This is a genomic window from Cypionkella sp. TWP1-2-1b2, from assembly GCF_049896245.1.
In the GTDB taxonomy this organism is placed as follows: Bacteria; Pseudomonadota; Alphaproteobacteria; order Rhodobacterales; family Rhodobacteraceae; genus Cypionkella.
In genome coordinates, this window is sequence record NZ_JAFCTX010000028.1 from 38,120 (window position 1) to 55,776 (window position 17,657).

At 59.7% G+C, this 17,657-nt stretch carries 16 protein-coding genes; 11 read left to right on the top strand and 5 right to left on the bottom strand.

Annotation, left to right across the window (positions count from 1 at the left end; all coding sequences use genetic code 11):
• Positions 1 to 228: 228 nt before the first annotated feature.
• A complete protein-coding gene (locus ACP7AP_RS16950) occupies positions 229 to 912 on the bottom strand; it encodes a response regulator transcription factor (protein ID WP_426035912.1) in 684 nt (227 codons plus the stop codon).
• Between the two features lie 368 nt (positions 913 to 1,280).
• Positions 1,281 to 3,356, bottom strand: coding sequence for a hypothetical protein (locus ACP7AP_RS16955; RefSeq protein WP_426035914.1), 2,076 nt, complete (start codon positions 3,354 to 3,356; stop codon positions 1,281 to 1,283).
• A gap of 395 nt (positions 3,357 to 3,751) precedes the next feature.
• Between ACP7AP_RS16955 and ACP7AP_RS16960 the strand changes: the two genes are divergently transcribed.
• The 7 genes from ACP7AP_RS16960 to ACP7AP_RS16990 all read left to right on the top strand — a co-directional run bounded on the left by ACP7AP_RS16960 (position 3,752) and on the right by ACP7AP_RS16990 (position 12,501).
• Complete coding sequence (locus tag ACP7AP_RS16960) at positions 3,752 to 4,900, top strand: OmpA family protein (RefSeq protein ID WP_426035916.1); 1,149 nt, start codon at positions 3,752 to 3,754, stop codon at positions 4,898 to 4,900.
• A gap of 16 nt (positions 4,901 to 4,916) precedes the next feature.
• Positions 4,917 to 5,627, top strand: a complete 711-nt coding sequence (locus tag ACP7AP_RS16965; protein ID WP_426035918.1) for a hypothetical protein — start codon at positions 4,917 to 4,919, stop codon at positions 5,625 to 5,627.
• Positions 5,628 to 7,520 (top strand): serine/threonine-protein kinase, encoded by a 1,893-nt coding sequence (locus tag ACP7AP_RS16970; protein ID WP_426035920.1) that lies wholly within the window; start codon positions 5,628 to 5,630, stop codon positions 7,518 to 7,520.
• A gap of 594 nt (positions 7,521 to 8,114) precedes the next feature.
• Positions 8,115 to 8,615, top strand: coding sequence for a Csu type fimbrial protein (locus tag ACP7AP_RS16975; protein WP_426035922.1), 501 nt, complete (start codon positions 8,115 to 8,117; stop codon positions 8,613 to 8,615).
• Between the two features lie 115 nt (positions 8,616 to 8,730).
• Positions 8,731 to 9,102 carry a fimbrial biogenesis chaperone gene (locus ACP7AP_RS16980; RefSeq protein WP_426035924.1) on the top strand — a complete coding sequence of 124 codons (372 nt, stop codon included), beginning with the start codon at positions 8,731 to 8,733 and terminating at the stop codon, positions 9,100 to 9,102.
• An 82-nt stretch (positions 9,103 to 9,184) separates the two neighbouring features.
• On the top strand, positions 9,185 to 11,581 hold the full coding sequence (locus tag ACP7AP_RS16985; RefSeq protein WP_426035926.1) for a fimbria/pilus outer membrane usher protein: 2,397 nt from the start codon (positions 9,185 to 9,187) through the stop codon (positions 11,579 to 11,581).
• Positions 11,578 to 12,501, top strand: a complete 924-nt coding sequence (locus tag ACP7AP_RS16990; RefSeq protein ID WP_426035928.1) for a Csu type fimbrial protein — start codon at positions 11,578 to 11,580, stop codon at positions 12,499 to 12,501. Before ACP7AP_RS16985 ends, ACP7AP_RS16990 begins: the two co-directional genes overlap by 4 nt.
• Here the strand turns inward: ACP7AP_RS16990 and queG are convergent.
• The 3 genes from queG to mtgA all read right to left on the bottom strand — a co-directional run bounded on the left by queG (position 12,495) and on the right by mtgA (position 15,078).
• On the bottom strand, positions 12,495 to 13,529 hold the full coding sequence (queG, locus tag ACP7AP_RS16995) for a tRNA epoxyqueuosine(34) reductase QueG (RefSeq protein WP_426035930.1): 1,035 nt from the start codon (positions 13,527 to 13,529) through the stop codon (positions 12,495 to 12,497). The two genes, ACP7AP_RS16990 and queG, sit on opposite strands and share 7 nt — an antisense overlap.
• Before the next feature lie 65 nt (positions 13,530 to 13,594).
• Positions 13,595 to 14,260 carry a glutathione S-transferase family protein gene (locus ACP7AP_RS17000; protein WP_426035932.1) on the bottom strand — a complete coding sequence of 222 codons (666 nt, stop codon included), beginning with the start codon at positions 14,258 to 14,260 and terminating at the stop codon, positions 13,595 to 13,597.
• Between the two features lie 80 nt (positions 14,261 to 14,340).
• Positions 14,341 to 15,078, bottom strand: coding sequence for a monofunctional biosynthetic peptidoglycan transglycosylase (mtgA, locus tag ACP7AP_RS17005; protein ID WP_426035934.1), 738 nt, complete (start codon positions 15,076 to 15,078; stop codon positions 14,341 to 14,343).
• A gap of 204 nt (positions 15,079 to 15,282) precedes the next feature.
• Between mtgA and ACP7AP_RS17010 the strand changes: the two genes are divergently transcribed.
• The 4 genes from ACP7AP_RS17010 to ACP7AP_RS17025 all read left to right on the top strand — a co-directional run bounded on the left by ACP7AP_RS17010 (position 15,283) and on the right by ACP7AP_RS17025 (position 17,643).
• On the top strand, positions 15,283 to 15,537 hold the full coding sequence (locus tag ACP7AP_RS17010) for a ribbon-helix-helix domain-containing protein (protein ID WP_426035936.1): 255 nt from the start codon (positions 15,283 to 15,285) through the stop codon (positions 15,535 to 15,537).
• The gene (locus ACP7AP_RS17015) at positions 15,534 to 15,845 is read left to right on the top strand and encodes a type II toxin-antitoxin system RelE/ParE family toxin (protein ID WP_426035938.1); all 312 of its coding nucleotides are present in this window, start codon (positions 15,534 to 15,536) and stop codon (positions 15,843 to 15,845) included. Before ACP7AP_RS17010 ends, ACP7AP_RS17015 begins: the two co-directional genes overlap by 4 nt.
• 93 nt (positions 15,846 to 15,938) lie before the next feature.
• A complete protein-coding gene (locus tag ACP7AP_RS17020) occupies positions 15,939 to 17,042 on the top strand; it encodes an aminomethyltransferase family protein (RefSeq protein ID WP_426035940.1) in 1,104 nt (367 codons plus the stop codon).
• Positions 17,043 to 17,154: 112 nt separating this feature from the next.
• Entirely contained in the window at positions 17,155 to 17,643 is a 489-nt protein-coding gene (locus tag ACP7AP_RS17025) for a hypothetical protein (RefSeq protein ID WP_426035942.1), read from the top strand.
• Positions 17,644 to 17,657: the final 14 nt, after the last annotated feature.

Here is a 17,657-nt window from a genome sequence, read left to right on the forward strand (position 1 = left end):
AAAATGCGGCAGTGCAGCATTAACGGCACATTAAGGACGGCGAAAGAGATTTGGAAAGTCAGGCTAAACCCTTATTGTGTAAGTAATTTTTACCAAACGCCTTACATCTTTAGGTCTAACGTAGGGAAAAGCCGAAAAGTTTATGCTGCAATGCAGAAACAGTAGACATGCGAACTGCGCACCCTTTCGGATGCGCTGCTATGCGCGTTTTTCACTGTTTTTGAATTATCAGCCGAAGCGTTCTTCCGATTGAACCCAACCATTGCGAATCGCATATTCAACGATGGCGCGGCGGCCTTGCAGGTTCAGTTTGCTGCTGCCGCGCGCCTTGTAGGTCTCGATAGTTTTCGATGACAGCTCCAGCTCCAGCCCAATCTCTTTCAGGCTTTTGCCGAAGGCCACCGATTTCAGAACATAGGTCTCCCGTTCGGTCAGTTCACGCGGGCGGGACACTGACGTGGTGGATTGCGCCGATTCAAACAGATTCGCGAAGATCGGGTCGATACAGGTCGCCCCGCCATGAACCGCCGAGATGGCTTGCTCAAGCTGCTCCAGCCCGATCGAGCGCGGCAGCAAGCCGCGAAACCCTGCGGCAAGGCATGATCTTGCCAAGGTCATCGACAGATCATTGGTGTAACTGATCAAGCTGCGTGTACCGAACCGCTCTTGCAAGCGCTGCACTAGTTTTGAAGGAATGAGGTCAAGTTGCGCCGGGTCCAGCAAAACAATATCGACCTGCGGCCCGGTCTGATCTTTGGCGTTATGATCCTGAAACGTCTCAAGCACATCGGAGGGGGCGCGTGCAACAGCTTGAATCTCGGACTTTTTTTCTAGCAATGCGCAGAGGCCCATTGCAAACATAGGATCTTTGTCGATGACCATCATCGAAATCGCTTGGTCTGCAACGGGCATTCTAGACGATCCTTCGGGGTAGGCTTACGCAGAACAACGCACAGTCAGTCGTTTGGTTGCTGCGAAAACAGTAAACGTTAACCGGCTCCCCCCGATTGAAACAATGTCACCACTTCAAACCACAGTTGTACAATATGCCGAAGCTTCGTAACGGCACAATAACGCCAAGCAATATGGCGGTCGCATCAAGCGCAATTTCGCCGAAGCTGACGTCAAATTTGGCAAAGAGTCGGGTGGATGCCTAGTTCGGCAGCCACCCGGAATCTGTGTTGAAAGGAATTTCCCTACATTTTTGCGGGGATGATCTTGCAGGATCTGACGGTTACCCCCAACGATTTTCGACCTTTTTGCGGGTAAAAGCCGCAAAATTACTGCAAAAGATAATCTCGCAGGTCTGTCGCATCGACATTGGCGACGATCAGGGAATCGCCAAGGTCGGATGTCATGGTCAGATAGCTCACGCCACTGCGCATCTGGGTGGAAATCGCGAAATCATCGGCACGCGACGCCGAGCCATCCAGCCAATGCGTCAGCGAGTCTGCAAGATCGGCCTGTGCAAAGCCGAAGAACACCAGCGTGTCATGCTCGGCGATGCTGAAATCGCGCACCGTGTTGATGCCGTCGCTGGCAATGAACACATCCGATCCAGCGCCGCCGATCAATGTGTTCTTGCCCGTGCCCCCGTCCAGTGTATCGCTGCCCAACCCACCGGCAAGCCCATCGTTACCCGCGCCACCGTTCAAAAGGTCGTTGCCGCCATAACCGTGCAAGCGGTCGTTGCCCGCTTCACCAAAGATGATGTTGCTGCCGGCGTTGCCGATGATCCGATTGCCGTTGGCGTTGCCGATAAAATCGAGATCGGAGCGCCCGGTCATCCGAACGTTCTGAACAGAGGTGTCAGCCATGCCGTCGCTGGCCACGTCAACATTGACCGAACTCGACCCCGCTGCTGCTACAGGTGCCGAAACCACCGTCAACTGCTTACTGGTGACGGATTGGACCCCGTCGATGAACTGAAACTGCTCGATCCCCGAGATAAAGGTGCTGCCCAGCGCGCTGAGCACGACGCTTTGCCCGCCGATTGTGGTCACCAGCACCTGCGAGCTGTGCAGCCCGAACACCAGCCGATCAACGCCTTGGCCGCCGTTGATGGTGTCTTCTCCAGCCGAGGCCAACACCAGATCCGAGCCTGTGCCCAGATCAATCCAATCGTTGCCCGCGCCGCCCGCCACACTATCGTTGCCCGACAATGTGCTGATATGCGCCCCAGTATCGACCGCCACTATCATATCAGCCCGCACGGTTGCCACGACATTCTCAAACTTGATCACATTGGCATCGGGATCGGTCGGCGCGCCATAGCTGGTGCCGGGATTGAAAAAGCTGACCGACGCCATGTAGCTTTGCTCGGCGGTTGTGCGGATCGAGTTGTGTACGATCACCGTATTGCCATGGTCCAACCCGCCGTGAAAGTTGATGTCGCGGTTGGTAAAATCCACTTCGATGGTGTTGTTCGCCGCCGAGGTATAGCTGGCGAACAGCACGGCATGGCGGGTATCCACCGCTCGTAGATGGGTGAAGCTGCTGTCGTAGACATCGCGGATCCAAAAGCCATAGCCGTTGCCGCCGTCGCCTTTGTTCTGCGCTCCGGTCACCGTCACATCATTTACCACAGCATCAATCGAACGGCCGAGCACCAAGCCGTTCGAGCCCGGATTGACGATGTCGACATGCTCGATCACGGTGTGCACCGAGCTGTTGACCAGTACCATCATGCCGCCATCTTCGGCCCTGTTGATGTTGTTAAAATTGCTCGGGTTCGCCGTGCCATAGTCGCCTTGGAAGGTCAGGTTGCGCACAGTCACATCCTCGACAGTATCCGCCACAGCCACCGTCGTTGTCTTGGCATCGAATGCAAACGGCAACGGGCGGTCCAGCAACACGGTGTTGCCGTTCACTTCGGTGACGACCACCATTGCGGTGCGCAAAGGCTTGTCCTCGCGCCATTTGGTATCGCCGATCTCGGCGAACAGCGCTGCATCATTTGGCCGCTCGATCCACAGCACGTCGCCGACTTTCAGGCCGGTGCTGCTGGTCAGATGCAGGTAGGTTGCGCCAAGATTGACACCCTCTGTCAAGTGGGTGGCGTTGGTTTCCGTCTCGCGAAACAAGGCCGAGCCGATTTGCAACGCAGGCGCCCCGGCCAGCGCCTTGTCGGCGATGATGGTGACGTTCCCCTGACCTTCCAGCGTGATGCCATCCTTGTTCAGCACCACGGTTTTGTTGAAAGTGTAGGTGCCTTGCTGCAGCACAATATGCGTGCCTGCAGCGGCGGAGTTGATTGCGGCTTGAATCGTGGCAGCCGAGCTTCCGGCAGCAATGGTGATCACCGAAGCCGGTGCAGAAGGCGCTGTAGTAGAAGCGCTGGAGAGGACAGCAGACATGACTCATCCTTAGGTTGTTTTGGCACGTTACCTCTAATGGACTGCGATTGAAACCAGGCAGTAATGTGTTTGAGGTGTGGCAGCTCTGCGCCGCACCGGGCGATGGGGGATTTGCCTGACAGAACCTGTCAATTTTTACCCCTCGGACTATCCCAAAATTAGCAACAGTATTTGCGGATTGTTTCTAAAAATCCATATATTCAGCAGAGTTACCGCGAAGCAGCCCGCAGATTTCCTCCACGCAACAGGCTGATTCGTTGCCGAGCGAGCGATGCCGCCGGCCTTGCGTGGTGGGTGGGCTTCCGATACGCTTAACGAATAGAATTTTTTAACCCGTTGCCGCCTTAATCAGCACCAGACTGCCCCCTACCCATCGCGTTTCAGGAGCATTTTCGATGATCGGCTTGTTTGACGCTTGGACCCGCATACGGCTGCATCTGGCGCTGATCGCGCTGCTGGCTCCGCTGCCGCTGGCGGCGCAGGACGCCAGCTTTGCGCCCGGCTGGCAGATTGACGCGCAAAGCTCGCAGTTACGGTTTCAGTCGGTCAAGAACGTCACCAAGGTTGAATCCAGCACCTTTGCGGCGTTTTCTGGTGGACTGGCGGCGGATGGCACCTTGTCGCTGCATGTGTTTCTGGATTCGGTTGACACCAAGATTGACCTGCGCAATGTGCGGATGCGGTTCCTGCTGTTTGAAACCTTCCGCTTCCCCGAGGCGGTGATCACCGCCAAGATCAATGCCGCTGATCTGGCTGATCTGCCGACCCTGCGGCGCAAAACCATTCACCTGACCTACACGCTTGATCTGCACGGCGTGAAGAAAGAACTTGAGACGGATGTGGCCGTGACCATGGTGCAGGATGATACTGTCGTGGTGTCCTCGACCGTGCCGGTGGTGATCGCCACCGATGATTTTGGTCTGGCCGACGGCGTGCAAAAGCTGCAAGAGGCGGCGAATGTGGTGATCATCCCCTCGGGAACGATCAGCTTTGATCTGACCTTGAAACGCAACGGCGGCGCGGTGACGCCTGCTGCCCCTGCCCCGGCAGAAGCTGCTCCCGTGGCGGATGCGCCCATCGTGGCTGTTACACCGGATGTGTCTGCCGCAGAAGTGGTCGCGCCAGAACCTGCCGCGCCTGCGGTTGTTGCCCAAGAACCCACTGGCGATCTCGATCTTGAGGCCTGCAAGGGTCGCTTTGACATCCTGTCGCGCAGCGGCAATATCAATTTCCATTCCGGCTCCGCCCGGCTGCAAGCCGACAGCGCGCCTTTGTTGGATAGCGTGGCCGACATCATCTCACGCTGCCCCGGCCTCAAGATTGAGGTGTCCGGCCACACCGATGCCGATGGCGCGCCCAGCGCCAACCAATATCTGTCGCAGCAGCGCGCCAAAGCCGTGGTGCGCTATCTGGTGAACAAGGGCCTTGCGGCTGATCGCTTTACCGCAACGGGCTATGGCGAAGACAAGCCGATCTTCGACAACGATACGCCAGAGCATAAATCCCGCAACCGTCGGATCGAATTTGCCTTGGTGCAACCGTAATATGCAGCAGAGAGCGGTGATATACGCGCTGACCGTGGCGCTGGCTTTGCTTGGCGCGCCGATGCAGTCCCAAACCGATGAGGCTGTGGCGTGGCAAACGGCCCTCGTGTCACAAGACATCGGCCTGCTGGAAGCTTTCGTGAAAGATCACCCGCAAAGCCCGCATCTGGCCGAGGCGAACGCCCTGCTGGCAAAAAACATCACGGCCGCGCGCGGACTGGGCCTGATGCCGGTTGAAGCGGTTGAAGGCTATGTTGCGCAGCGCGATCTGATCACCGCCGCGCAAACCTCGAAATCCGCTGCCGATTATCAGGCTTATCTTGCCGCCTATCCGCAGGGCTTGTTCGCCACCCTCGCTCAAAGTGAATTGGCATTGTTGGCGCTGAATCCCCGAGCAGATCCTACGCCCGCTCCTGATCCGATTGCCGACCTGACAGGGTTGACCTTCACCACGCCGTTTCCGAGGGGTGAGTACATTAAAGGTCAGTCGATTGCCCAACTGATTGCCGCCGCTACCCCGCAATTCGCCCCGATTGACGGCTTACCAGAAGAAGTCTGGCGCGGTAAATCCTGTGCCAACTGCCATGCTTGGACCGAAGCCAGCCTGTGCGACCAAGCCAAAACCTACACCAAACCCGAAGCGGCAGAGGCATTGACCAAGCCGCATCCGTTGGGTGTGCCTTTCAGAATCGGCCTGAAAGAATGGGCTTTGGGCGGGTGTAAGTAGATGGCACAGACCCCCACCGATCTCGGCACCACCCCGCGTGCGCCAGAGCGCGCCACCACCGTCTCGGGCGGAACCAGAATCATCGGCACCTATGAAATAGACAAGCTGATCAGCGCGGGTGGCATGGGCGAGGTCTATCGCGGCCACAACATCCATAATGGCGAGCCTGTGGCGATCAAGATCGTGCTGCCTTCGCTCGCGCATGACCCGAAGATCGTGGCTTTGTTTCAAAAGGAAAGCACCACGCTGTCGCGGCTTAGCCATGAAGCTATCGTGCGCTATCACGTCTTTACCAATGATCCGGTGATCGGGCGGCCCTGTCTGGTGATGGAGTTCGTCTCAGGGACCCCGGTGTCTGAACGCATTGAGGCCGGACCGATGCCACTGGATGAGGTCAAAGTGATGCTGCGTCGCGTCGCCTCGGGGCTGGAAAAGGCCCATCGTGCAGGCGTGGTGCACCGCGATATGTCGCCCGACAATATCATCCTGGAGGATGGCTTGGTCGAACATGCCAAGCTGATCGACTTTGGCATCGCGAAATCCTCGGCGCTTGGGGCGGGTACGCTGTTGCAAGGCCAGTTCGCAGGCAAGTTCAACTGGGTCGCGCCGGAACAGCTTGGTGCCTTTGGCGGCCACGTCGATGGGCGGTCAGACATCTATTCGCTGGCCTTGGTGGCGGCGGCGGCCAGCAAGGGTGCCGTGCTGCCGATGGGGGATTCCATCGTTGATGCCGTCGGCAAGCGTGCGGCTGTGCCGGATTTGACCGGGGTGGATGCCGGATTGGTGCCACTGCTGGGATGGATGCTGTCGCCCGACCCCGCCGCGCGGCCCGAGACGATGGCGCAGGTGATCGCGGCGTTGGACAATCCCGCGCTGATCCCAGCACCTTCGGCCCCGAACACGACCCAAATTGGCTCTCTACTGCCGCATGTCGTCGCGATCACTGCATTGGAAACGCAAGACGCCAGCCCGTTCGGCGCTGCAGCCTCCGCCGCGCCGCCTGTTCTCGTGGCAACTGTACCGGCGAAGACATCGCTGATCCTGCCAATCGCGATTGCGCTGATGCTGGCCACCGGCGCCGTGGCCTATTTCTTGGGGGTCTTCGCCCAGAAACCCGTGCAGATCACAGAAGCGCCTGCGCCCAATGTGGCACCCACCGCAAAACCGGAGCCCGTCGCGCAACCCGCGCTGGTCGAAGCCACCCCGGCTGCCCCCGCACCACTGGCCGTCGCTGCCCTGACAGAGCTGTTGGTCCAATCGCAAGACTGTGGCCCGCTGAGCCTTAGTAACCCACCTTCTGCGGGCTATGCCGCGGCCGATCAGGTGCAAATCAGCGGCCGTACTGCCTCTGTTGCCGCCGCAGCCGCGTTGAAAACCAGCCTCACCGCCCTGACCGGAAAGCGCCCGCTGGAGCTGACGTTGGAGCCGCTGAACCCCGCGATCTGCGCCGTGCTGAATGTTCTGCCGCCGCTGGATTCGGGGGGAATGGCGGTGGCGCTGGGCTATGGCGACAGCCCCGATCCGAACGCGGAGGGGCGGTATGTGACCGGGCAGAACCCGGTGATTGATCTGACCGTGCCGCAGGGCGCGGGGTATGTTTCGGTCGCGATCATAGATGGATCGGGGCAGGTGCTGCAGCTTTTGTCGGGCGTTTCGCAGTCCGATCCGGACAAGCTGCGGGTGGCGTTTCCGGTGGCAGAGGCTGGCTTGGGGCGGCCCGCGCTTGTGGTCAATCCGGCGGGGCTGGGGCTGGCGTTGATCTTGGTGCTGCGCTCGGAGGCGGCGCTGGACGCGGGGCCGGTGATTGAACCTGTGGAGGCGTTTGTGGCGCGATTGAAGCGGGCGAAACTGATCGCAATGAATCAGCGGATGCTGAATTTGACGGCACCTTGAGGGTGCATTGACGGGTGGTCCCAACTCGGGACCAAAAAATTTCTTTTTGATTCAATACCATAAGGTAGCTGTTTTTACACTTTCTTAACGTTTGCACCTGAATTCACGCGCTTTTCTGACCTGCCAACAGGGGCCGTCCGCAGCGGCATCGAGCCGCTTTGAACGGCATTGCCATATCCAGGCTGCGCTGTACGCATCATCCTACCGTGGACACGCCGTAGGAGGGGGCTCAATGCCCCCGAGGACGGCAGCTGAGTTGCAAATACAGCTTAAGATAGATTCGAGTCACATTCGCCATGCAAAAGTTTGCGTTTTCCCAACAGGCAATAACTTGCATCAGCTGGGCCATTTCGCGAAAGGATCAGGATGCGATTGATTTATAATTGCAACAAGTCTTTTATAACCATTTACATTCATTACACTTTTATCTGATTTCGGGGAAGATCGCCTGAAAATTATTGCGGCAATGCCGCCAAAACACCGGCACATGTTGTAACATCCGTTATACCACTATAGGTTGCGTTATGCAGTGGCTCACGAAGGCAGCCGCCCGACCCTAGCCCTATCGCTCTGCTTGAGACAGGATGGAATAAAATGAAATCAAAGTTTTGCCTTGCTTTGCTTGGCTTAGGCCTGACGATCGGTGCCCCGCTTGCGCTACAGGCGGCTGAAGTGGCCAGCACCACACTTTCTGTGACCGCGACGGTTCTGGACAGCTGCACTCTGACCGCTCCGGCGGGGTTGGTGTTTGCCTCGGTCAACACCGGTGCGGTGACAAATCAAACGAGTCAAGGCACAGTGACTGTGGTCTGCACGGCGGCCAAACCCAGTGTCACCGTGAAGTTGGAGGGCGGTGACAATGCTGCAGCCGGCCAACGCAACATGAAAAACGTCGCAAACGATCTGTTGCCCTATATCATCACCACGGATGTCGGACATGCCACCGCCGTTGCGATTAGCGGCAACCTGTTTGCGGGCGCGCTGACCGCTGTGACGCCGAACATCTTCTCGGTTTACGGCCAAATTCCTGCGGGCACTTATCCGGCAGGCATCTACACCGACACCGACACCGTGCGAGTGACGCTGAACTACTGAAGCCGCAACAGCAGCGTTCTGACAACCCAAAGCTAGGAACATAGCGAGGTAAAAAATGTCGAGCTTTCCATCTTTTCGTTCCCTGATCGCAGCGCTGTCTTTGGCGGTGCCAAGCATGGCTTTCGCCGACAGTCTGGCGGTTTCCCCGACCCGGCTGACGGTGCCAGCCCCAGCGCAGACCACCACTTTGACGCTCAAAGCCGAAGGCAAAGGCCCAGCTGTGTTGCAAATTCGGGTGATGGCGTGGAAAAAGGGCAGCGACCCGAGCAATTTGAAAGCGACGAAATTGGTGCAAGTCAGCCCTCCTGCGGCCAAACTGGGCAATCGGCAGGAATTGACGCTGCGCATCTTGCGGACCTCGAACAAGGCGGTGCGGGGCAGCGAATGTTACCGCGTGCTGATCGACCGTCTGCCCGGCAAAACCAAAGACCCGCAGGCGGTAAGATTGCAGATCCGCCAGTCGGTTCCGCTGTGCTTTGAATCTTGAGCATCTGAGGCACAGCACAACCCAAAACGGTGGCACTCTGGCGGGGCCAGCGCGCACACCCCTGCAAGGAGCGGGAGGCCGTATGCACCGGGTGAGTTTGGCTTTCGCGGCGACGGCGCTGTGTTTGGCAGGCTATGCCCCCGCGTTTGCGCAAGAGACCGATGCGACCTCGCCCAGCGTTTCCGCCGACCCTGCTGATACGAACCGGGTGCCGTTGTATCTGGAAGTCACGCTGAACGGCAAGCCGACCAATCTGGTGGCGGAATTCGCGCTGGAGCCCGGCAGTGGCCGGATGTTTTCGCCGAAATCCGAGTTGGAGCAGGTCGGGCTGAATGGCAGGCCCTTGCCCGAGGGTATGGTGGATTTGCAAAGCATTGCGGGCCTGCGCTTTGTCTATGACGAATCTGGGCAGAAGATTGATTTGCAGGTGCCTATCGCGGCGATGCGGACAGACGTCGTGTCCGCGATGCCCGAGGCCGAGATGTTGGAGCCCGAGCGCAGCTATGGCGCGGTGCTGAACTACAGCCTTGATGCCGGGGTGCAGACGCAGGCGCAGGCCTCGGATATTGTCAGCCGGGCTGCGAGTTTTGACGGCTGGATTTTCTCTCCCTTTGGCATGCTGCGCTCGTCCGGGGTGGTGCGCGATCTGCCCTATGATACGGCGGGCAGCGCTGCGTTGCGGTTGGAGACAACCTATCAGCTGTCCAGCCCGAAGCGGCGGCTGACGCTGGCGGTGGGCGATGTGCAAAGCGCATCGCTGGCATGGTCACGCTCGATCCGCATGGGCGGGGTGCAGTTGCGCCGGGATTTCGGGCTGCGCAGCGATCTGATCACCCAGCAGCTGTTGTCGTTTGATGGCGCGGCGGCGGTGCCGTCCAGCGTCGATGTGTTCATCGACAACAACCGCGCCTATAGCACCGGCCGCGATGCCGGGCCGTTCCGGTTGGAGGATTTGCCGGTGCGGGCGGGGGCGGGCGAAGCGCTGATCGTGGTGACCGATGCCAATGGCCGGCGGGTGACGAAGTCGGTGTCGTTCTATGTCGCGCATAACCTGCTGAAGAAAGGTTTGCTGGATTTCTCGATTGAAGCCGGGCGGGCGCGCGAGGGCTATGGGCTGGAAAGCAATGACTATGGCGCGGATGGCGTTTTCTCGGGCAGTCTGCGCTATGGTCTGACCGAGCGGATCACGCTGGAGGCGCAGGTGCAGTCGAAATCCGATCTGCGGCTGCTGGGCTTCGGTTTTACCACGGTGCCGTTCAATCTGGCCGAGGTCAGCCTTGCGGGTGGGGTCAGCGACTATGCGGGCAAGACCGCAAGTTTTGCCTATGGCGCGCTGCAAACCGAGATCGGTCCGGTCGAGATCAGCGGCTCGGTGCGGTGGGCGCAGCAAGGATTTGCCGATTTGGCCTATGCGACCGGGGTGGATTATCTGGGGCAGACCGAGATTGAAGACAGCGACTCGTTGTTGGAAGTGCCGCGGTTGCAGACGGCGCTGAATATTTCGATGCCGCTGGCTGGGAATGGCAGTTTTGGGCTGGGCTATGTCAATTCGATCCGCAGCAGTTCGCGCGATGAATTGCTGACGGTGTCTTATGGCCGCGATCTGGAGCGGTGGGATGGGGCGCTGTCGATCTACGGCTCGCATGATCTGCAAACCGGTGAGACGCGGGCGGCGGTGGCGGTGTCGTTGCCATTGGGCACGCGCCGCTCGCTGCGGGCGACCAGTTCGATGGACCCGGAGGGCAATGCGCTGGCTGGGGTGTATATTTCGCGGCAGATTTCGGATCGGCAGGGCGATTATGGTTATGCGGCGGAGATACAGCGCGACGGGGCGGGGGAAATCCGGTTCAGCGGGCGCGGCGATTATCTGGGGCGCTATGGCCAGTTGGGGTTGGAACTGCGGACCGAGAATGGCGCGACCGGACTGCGGGCGCAGGTGGATGGCGCGGTGGCGATTGCGGGCGGGGCGTTGGCGTTTGGCAGCCGGGTGAACGACGGCTTTGCGATTGTCGATGTGGGGGCGCCGGGGGTGCCGGTATCGGTGCACAACCGGGCGGTGGCGCGCACCGGGCGGGGCGGCAAGGCTTTGGTGACCGGATTGCAATCCTATCATCGCAACCGGGTGTCGGTCGATCTGGCCGATCTGCCCGTCGATCTGGCGCTGGACGCCTCGGGGATGGATGTGGTGCCGGGGATCGGCTCGGGGGTAAAGGTGAAGTTTCGCGGTGATACCGAGGGCAGTGCGGTGATCGTGCTGCTGGGCGCGGATGGTGCGCCATTGGAGGCCGGGATGATTGCGCTGCTGAACGGTGGTGGTGAGGAATTTGTTGTCGGCTTTGACGGCGAGACTTTGGTGCAGGGTTTAAGGCAAACCAACCATCTGACCGTGCAATCTGACACCGGCACCTGCACGGCAAGCTTTGAATTTGCCGCCCAACCCGGTGCCCTGCAAAAGATTGAAGGAGTGCGTTGCAAATGATGCGTTACATGCTGGTCCTGACGTTCGCCTTTCTGCTGCAGACAGGTGCGGCGGCGGCGCAAACCTGCGCGGCGATCACCACCGATTTCGATTTTGGCAGCGTCAGCCTGCGCGCTGGTGCGGTTAATCAAACCTCGGGCAACGTGAAGGTCACCTGTAATGGTGGACTGGTCGGGCTTGTCGGCGTTTGCCTGACTTATGGCGGCGGCAGCGCCAATGACGGCGGCACCCCGCCGCGCCGCTATATGGTGGGTCCCAGCGGCGCGCTGTTGGAGTATCAACTGCGGCAAACCAGCGGCGGCGCTGCTTTGTCGCAACTGTTCGTCGAAGTGGTGATGTTCCTTGGCAGTGGCAGCGCCACGGTGCCGATTTTTGCCGATATCCTGTCGCCGTCCGTGCAACTGCCGACCGGACCCTATAACGCCAGCTATAGCAGTGGTGGGGCAAACGGTGTGAAGCTGCGCGTCGGCGTGTTGGCCTGCAATCTTCTTGGGCAAGAACTGGCGGCGGGCGGCTTTTCGGTGCGCGGGGTGGCGGCCTCTAGCTGCAATGTCTCGACCACGGCGCTGGATTTCGGCAATGTTCCGGCGCAACTGGTGCAGGCGGTCGATAAAACCGCGACGGTCACGGTCAGCTGTACCGGAGGCACGCCGTACCGGGTTTCGCTGGGTCTGGGGCAAGGGCCGGGGGTCAGCAATCCAGCGGCGCGTAAGATGAAAAACCTGTTGGCGACGCTCACCTATGGGCTGTTTCAAGACCTGGCGCGCAGCCAACCTTGGGGCGATACGCTTGCCACTAATGTCGCGGGTACGGGGGCTGGATCGGCGCAGGTCTATACGATTTATGGGCGTATCTTCGGCAACCAAATCCCGACAATCGGCACCTATACCGACAGTGTCGTCGTCACCATCGCTTACTGAGTGGTGCCCTGTAGCCGGGCCACGGCCCAAGACGCCGCCTCGGCTACGGTTGGATCAGGATCGGCGCGCAGGGGTTCAGCATGGCGAGCCAGAGTTGGCAGGCCAGAGTTGCCGATGGCATAAAGCACGTTGCGCACGAAGCGATCCCGCCCGATGCGCTTGATCGGGCTGCCCGCAAAGCGCGCGCGGAAGCCAGCGTCATCAAGGCTGACCAGATCGGCCAATTCCGGCGCGCCAACCTTCGGCTGATAGCCGATGTCCTTGGCGGCTTGGGCGAATTTGTTCCATGGGCAGGCGGCAAGGCAATCATCGCAGCCATAAATCCGGTTGCCCATCAGTGCGCGCAGATCGGGGGCGACCGGGCCCTTATGCTCGATGGTCAGATAGGAAATGCAGCGCCGCGCATCGAGTTGATAAGGCGCAGGGAAAGCGTTTGTCGGGCAGGCCTCAAGGCAAGCGGTGCAAGTGCCACAATGGCTGACCTCGGGCGCATCCTTTGGCAGATCGGCGGTGGTGAAAATCGCGCCGAGGAAAAACCAGTTGCCCAGATCGCGCGATAGCAGGTTGGTGTGCTTGCCCTGCCAGCCCAGACCCGCCGCTTCGGCGAGCGGTTTTTCCATCACCGGGGCGGTATCGACGAACACCTTGATCTCGGCCTTCGCAGCAGTTGCAAACCAACCACCCAAGCGCTTCAACCGCCGCTTCACCAGATCATGGTAATCCTTGCCCTGCGCATAGACCGACACCGCCGCGCGGTCGGGTTGAGACAGCACAGCCATAGGGTCAACCTCTGGCGTGTAAACCTCGGCCAGCATGATCACCGAGCGCGCCTCGGGCCACAGCGCTGCGGCATTGCCGCGCCAATGTTCGCGCTCGGCCATCCATGTCATCTGGCCGTGGCGATCCGCTTGCAGAAATTGCTGAAGCCGCCCCGCCGTTTCCGGCACCGCATCGGGCGCGCAGATGCCAAGCTTGGAAAAACCTTCCTCGGTCGCCCGCAGGATCAGAGCATCCTTGAGAGATTGCATGGTCATCCTCTCTGCTCAAATATCCTCTGGGGGTCCGGGGGGCGAAGCGTCCCCGGCGGTTTCAGCTAGAAATCCAGATCGGCGTAATGCGCGGGGGGCGGAAAGCCCGACACCTGATCCGCCAGCAAAGTGCGGAACGAGGGTCGCGATTTGATCTTGGCATACCAGTCTTTCACCGTGGCCGAGCGGTTCCAGTCAACATCCGAGATGTAGTCGAGGCAAGAGATATGCGCGGCCGCCGTCAGATCGGCCAAAGTCATCACATCGCCCGCGAGCCAGCGGCGTTGATCGAGCAGCCAGCCGAGATAGTCGATGTGGTATTTGATCCGCCCCGCCCCGGATTTCACCGCTTTGGAATCCGGGTAGCCATGCGCCATGATCTTTTTATTGACCCGCTCATACAGCAGTTTCGAGGTGACTTCGGCGTGGAATTTGTCATCAAACCACGCGCAAAGGCGGCGGACTTCAAAGCGCATGTCAATGTCGCGCGGCATCAGCGCCGGGCTGGGGAAGGCTTCCTCCAGATATTCGCAGATGGCTTGGCTTTCCGACAGCACCTTGTTCTCAATCCGCAACACCGGGACTTTGCCCGCCGGATTACGGCGCAGGAAATCGGGCGAGGGCTCCCAATAGCGTTCTTCGATCAGCTCTACCTCCAGCCGCTTTTCGGCCAAAGTCAGGCGCACCTTGCGGCAGAATGGCGAGAGCGGGAAGTGATAGAGGCGGATCATGCGGGATGGATCTTTGTATGCGGGTTTTGATCTTCAATGCCGCGAAGGGGCGCGGAATTCAACCACAATCCCGGCGGTTTTCAGTCCTGAAAGCAATCCGCGCGGCCATCCGCCAGAATGGTCTCGGCACCGGACATGATACCACCTGTGCGTTTGCGGACGAAACTGCTGGGTTTGCTGGCAGAGCGACCCTTTGGGTCGGGCAGCACGGCGGCGAGGCGGGCGGCTTGCAGGGCGGACAGATCGCGGGCATCGACGCCGAAATAGTGCTGGGCGGCGGCTTGCACGCCAAACACGCCCTCGTCGAATTCGGCGACGTTGAGGTAGACTTCAAGGATGCGCTGCTTGGACCAGACCAGCTCGACCACCGGGGTCAGGCCCGCCTCGATGGCCTTGCGCAGCCAGCTGCGGCCTTGCCAGAGGAAGACGTTCTTGGCGACCTGTTGGGTCAGGGTCGAGGCCCCGCGATTGCCGCCTTGCTCGGCTGCGGCGCGGATGGCCGCCATATCAAAGCCCCAGTGCAGACAGAAATTGGCATCCTCGGCGGCGACGACAGAACGCGCCATCACCGGGGCTATATCATCCCAGTTGACCCAATCTTTGCTGATGCCGCCCAATCGCCAGCTTTCGGAGAGCTGATACAGGTTGATCGGGGGGGGCAGGAAGCTGAACAGCAGGATCAGGACGCCGTAGAATCCTGCGATGCCCGCCAGACCCCGCAAAAGCCAGCGTTTGATCCGCCGCCCCTTGGTTTCGGGGGCGATCGGATCAGGCTCGGGTTCGGCCTTTTTGCGCGGTTTTTTCGGGGTATCGACCATTTCCCAAGCTTAGGCATCAAGCTTGCGGTCTGGTCAAGGGTTTGGCGGGGCTTTTGGCTGTGTCCACGCGTGGACAGGCTTGCCGTTTATATGATTTCAATGGGTTAGCAGGGGTCTGTTCAGAATTTGTTAAACATTGCCGCAGGTCTCTACTGTCCGATGGCAAATCTTGCCAAATCTTGTCAATGCGCTATTGCGATGGCTATGAGTACGATGAACATCTCTTTGCCCGACGACATGAAAGCCTTTGTGGACGAACAGGTCCGCATCCATGGCTTTGCCACCACCAGCGAATATATGCGCGCGCTGATCCGCGAGCGGAAAGACGCGATTGAGCGGCTGCGGGGCTTGGTGATCGAGGGCATGGAATCGGGCCCCGGACAGCCTGCGGATGAGGTGATGGGCCGGCTTCGGGAAAGGATCGAGGCCGCGCGTGATCGGGTGAAAGCCGCTGAATGACGGCCATCATTGTCAGTCCGGTGGCTGAGGGCGATCTGGCTACCATCACCGATTTCTATCTGGCAGAGGCTGGCATCGAGATCGCATCGGCCTTTTTGACGGCATGGGACCGCTGCATGGAACATCTGAGCGGCTTTCCCGCTAGCAGATCGCTGAGACTGGCGGAAAAGCTGGCGATTGGCGGGCTGCGAGTCTGGCCGATCAAGGGATTTCCGCAACTTGCGCTTTATCTCGAGACGCCGCTGGGCATCACCATCCAGCGGGTACTGCATTCTGCGCGTGATCTGCCGTTTGCGCTGCGCGACTGAAACCAGCTGATCACGACAGATAATGTCGCGGGCGTTGCTGCGCAGGCGGCTTGGCTTGCTAGGTTTCGCAGAGCCCTCAGCCCGGAGCCTCACATGCCGCTACGCCGCACGCCGTTTTATGCCCTTGTGTCGGCCTATGGTGCGCAGATGGGGCCGGTGGGCGGCGGCTTCATCAACGCGCATCATTATGGGGATGTGCAGGCGGAGCATCTGAACACGCGGGCGAATGTGGGGGTGCAGGATCTGTCCACCATGGGCAAGATTGATGTGAAGGGGCCGGAGGCGGAAGCCTTGGTCAATCATCTGATCGTCAATGATGCGGCGGCGATGCGGGTGGGTGCTGCGCGCTATGCCTCGGTCTGTACGGCTGATGGCGGGATTATGGATGATCTGACGGTGTTCCGGCTGGGGGATGAGCATTTTCTGATCGTGTCTGGTTCGCGCAATCGGCTGAAAATCCGCGATTGGGCGATGGCGCACGCGCAGGGGCGGCGGGCTTATGTGACGGATATTACGGCAGCGATTGCGTTTCCGACCGTGCAGGGGCCACGCGCACGGGAGTTGCTGGCGGGGCTGATCCCAGATGTGGATTTGAGCGCGTTGAAGCGGTGGCAGTTCACTTGGGGACATTTCGGCGAGACGCGGGTGATGATTTCGCGCACCGGGGTAACAGGTGAGTTGGGGTTTGAGCTGTTCGTGCCTTCGGATGAGGCGGCGGGGGTTTGGAACGGTCTGATGGCGGTGGGCGGGGCGTTTGGGCTGCGCCCCTACGGCGTGCAGGCGATGTTTACGCTGGGGTTAGAGAAACTGTATCCGGCGCATGGCATTGATATGGACGAGACGCTGACGCCGTTTCATGTCGGCACCGATGCGTTCATCAAATTTGACAAAGGCGACTTCATCGGGCGCGAGGCTTTGTTGCGGCTGCGCGATGTGGGCGTGCCTACGGCTTGGGTCGGGTTGCTGATGCAGAGTGAGGTTCCGGCGGCTGAGGGGGCGGCAGTGATGGCGGAGGGGCTACAGATTGGCCATGTGACCTATAGCGATCATGGTTACTCGGTGGGTGCGGTTTTAGCTTCAGCGCATATCGACACCGCTTATGCGGTGGAGGGCGCAGAGGTGACGGTGAGCGGCGTTACGGCGCGGGTTTCTCGGCGGGCGTTCATTGATCCCGAGGGGCTGCGGCTGCGGGCCTGACGCGGCATCACGGCGGAAATCGCAGCGGGTCGCGGGAACGAAATCCGATGTTCGGGGTTATTGGTGCATAGGGCCTGGGGAACCGGGCCGCTGTGTAACAATGGAGATCATCATGTTTCGCACTTCTATCGCAGCCTTCCTGATGGCCACTGCCGTGGCATTCCCGTCCTTCGCGCAAGACCTGAAACCTATCCGTGAGGTTGAGGTCAAAGTTGACACCGCAGGCATCGCCAACGCACAAGCCGCTGCCTATTGGGGCACGCTGCAAGACGATCTGAAAGCCGCGATCCTGACCAAAGTGGCGCCTTCTGAAGACGAAGCGGCCTATGTGATCAAGATCCGTATTGATGACGTGGCGCTGGCCAATGGATTTCAGGAAAAGCTGGGGCTGGGCGACACCACTTTGACCGGCAACGTACTGGTGCAGGACGACAAGAACCACGTTGGGGACGACGCCTATGACCTGACGGTGGATGTGAATGCGGCCAAGCCGCTGCTGCCGCAGGGCTATGACTTTAATGCGGCGGACGCGGATACCAAGGTGTATTATAACGCGATGGTTAACGCTTTCGCCGACGGTGTAGTGACCCGCCTGAAGTAAGTTTGGCGGTTTCG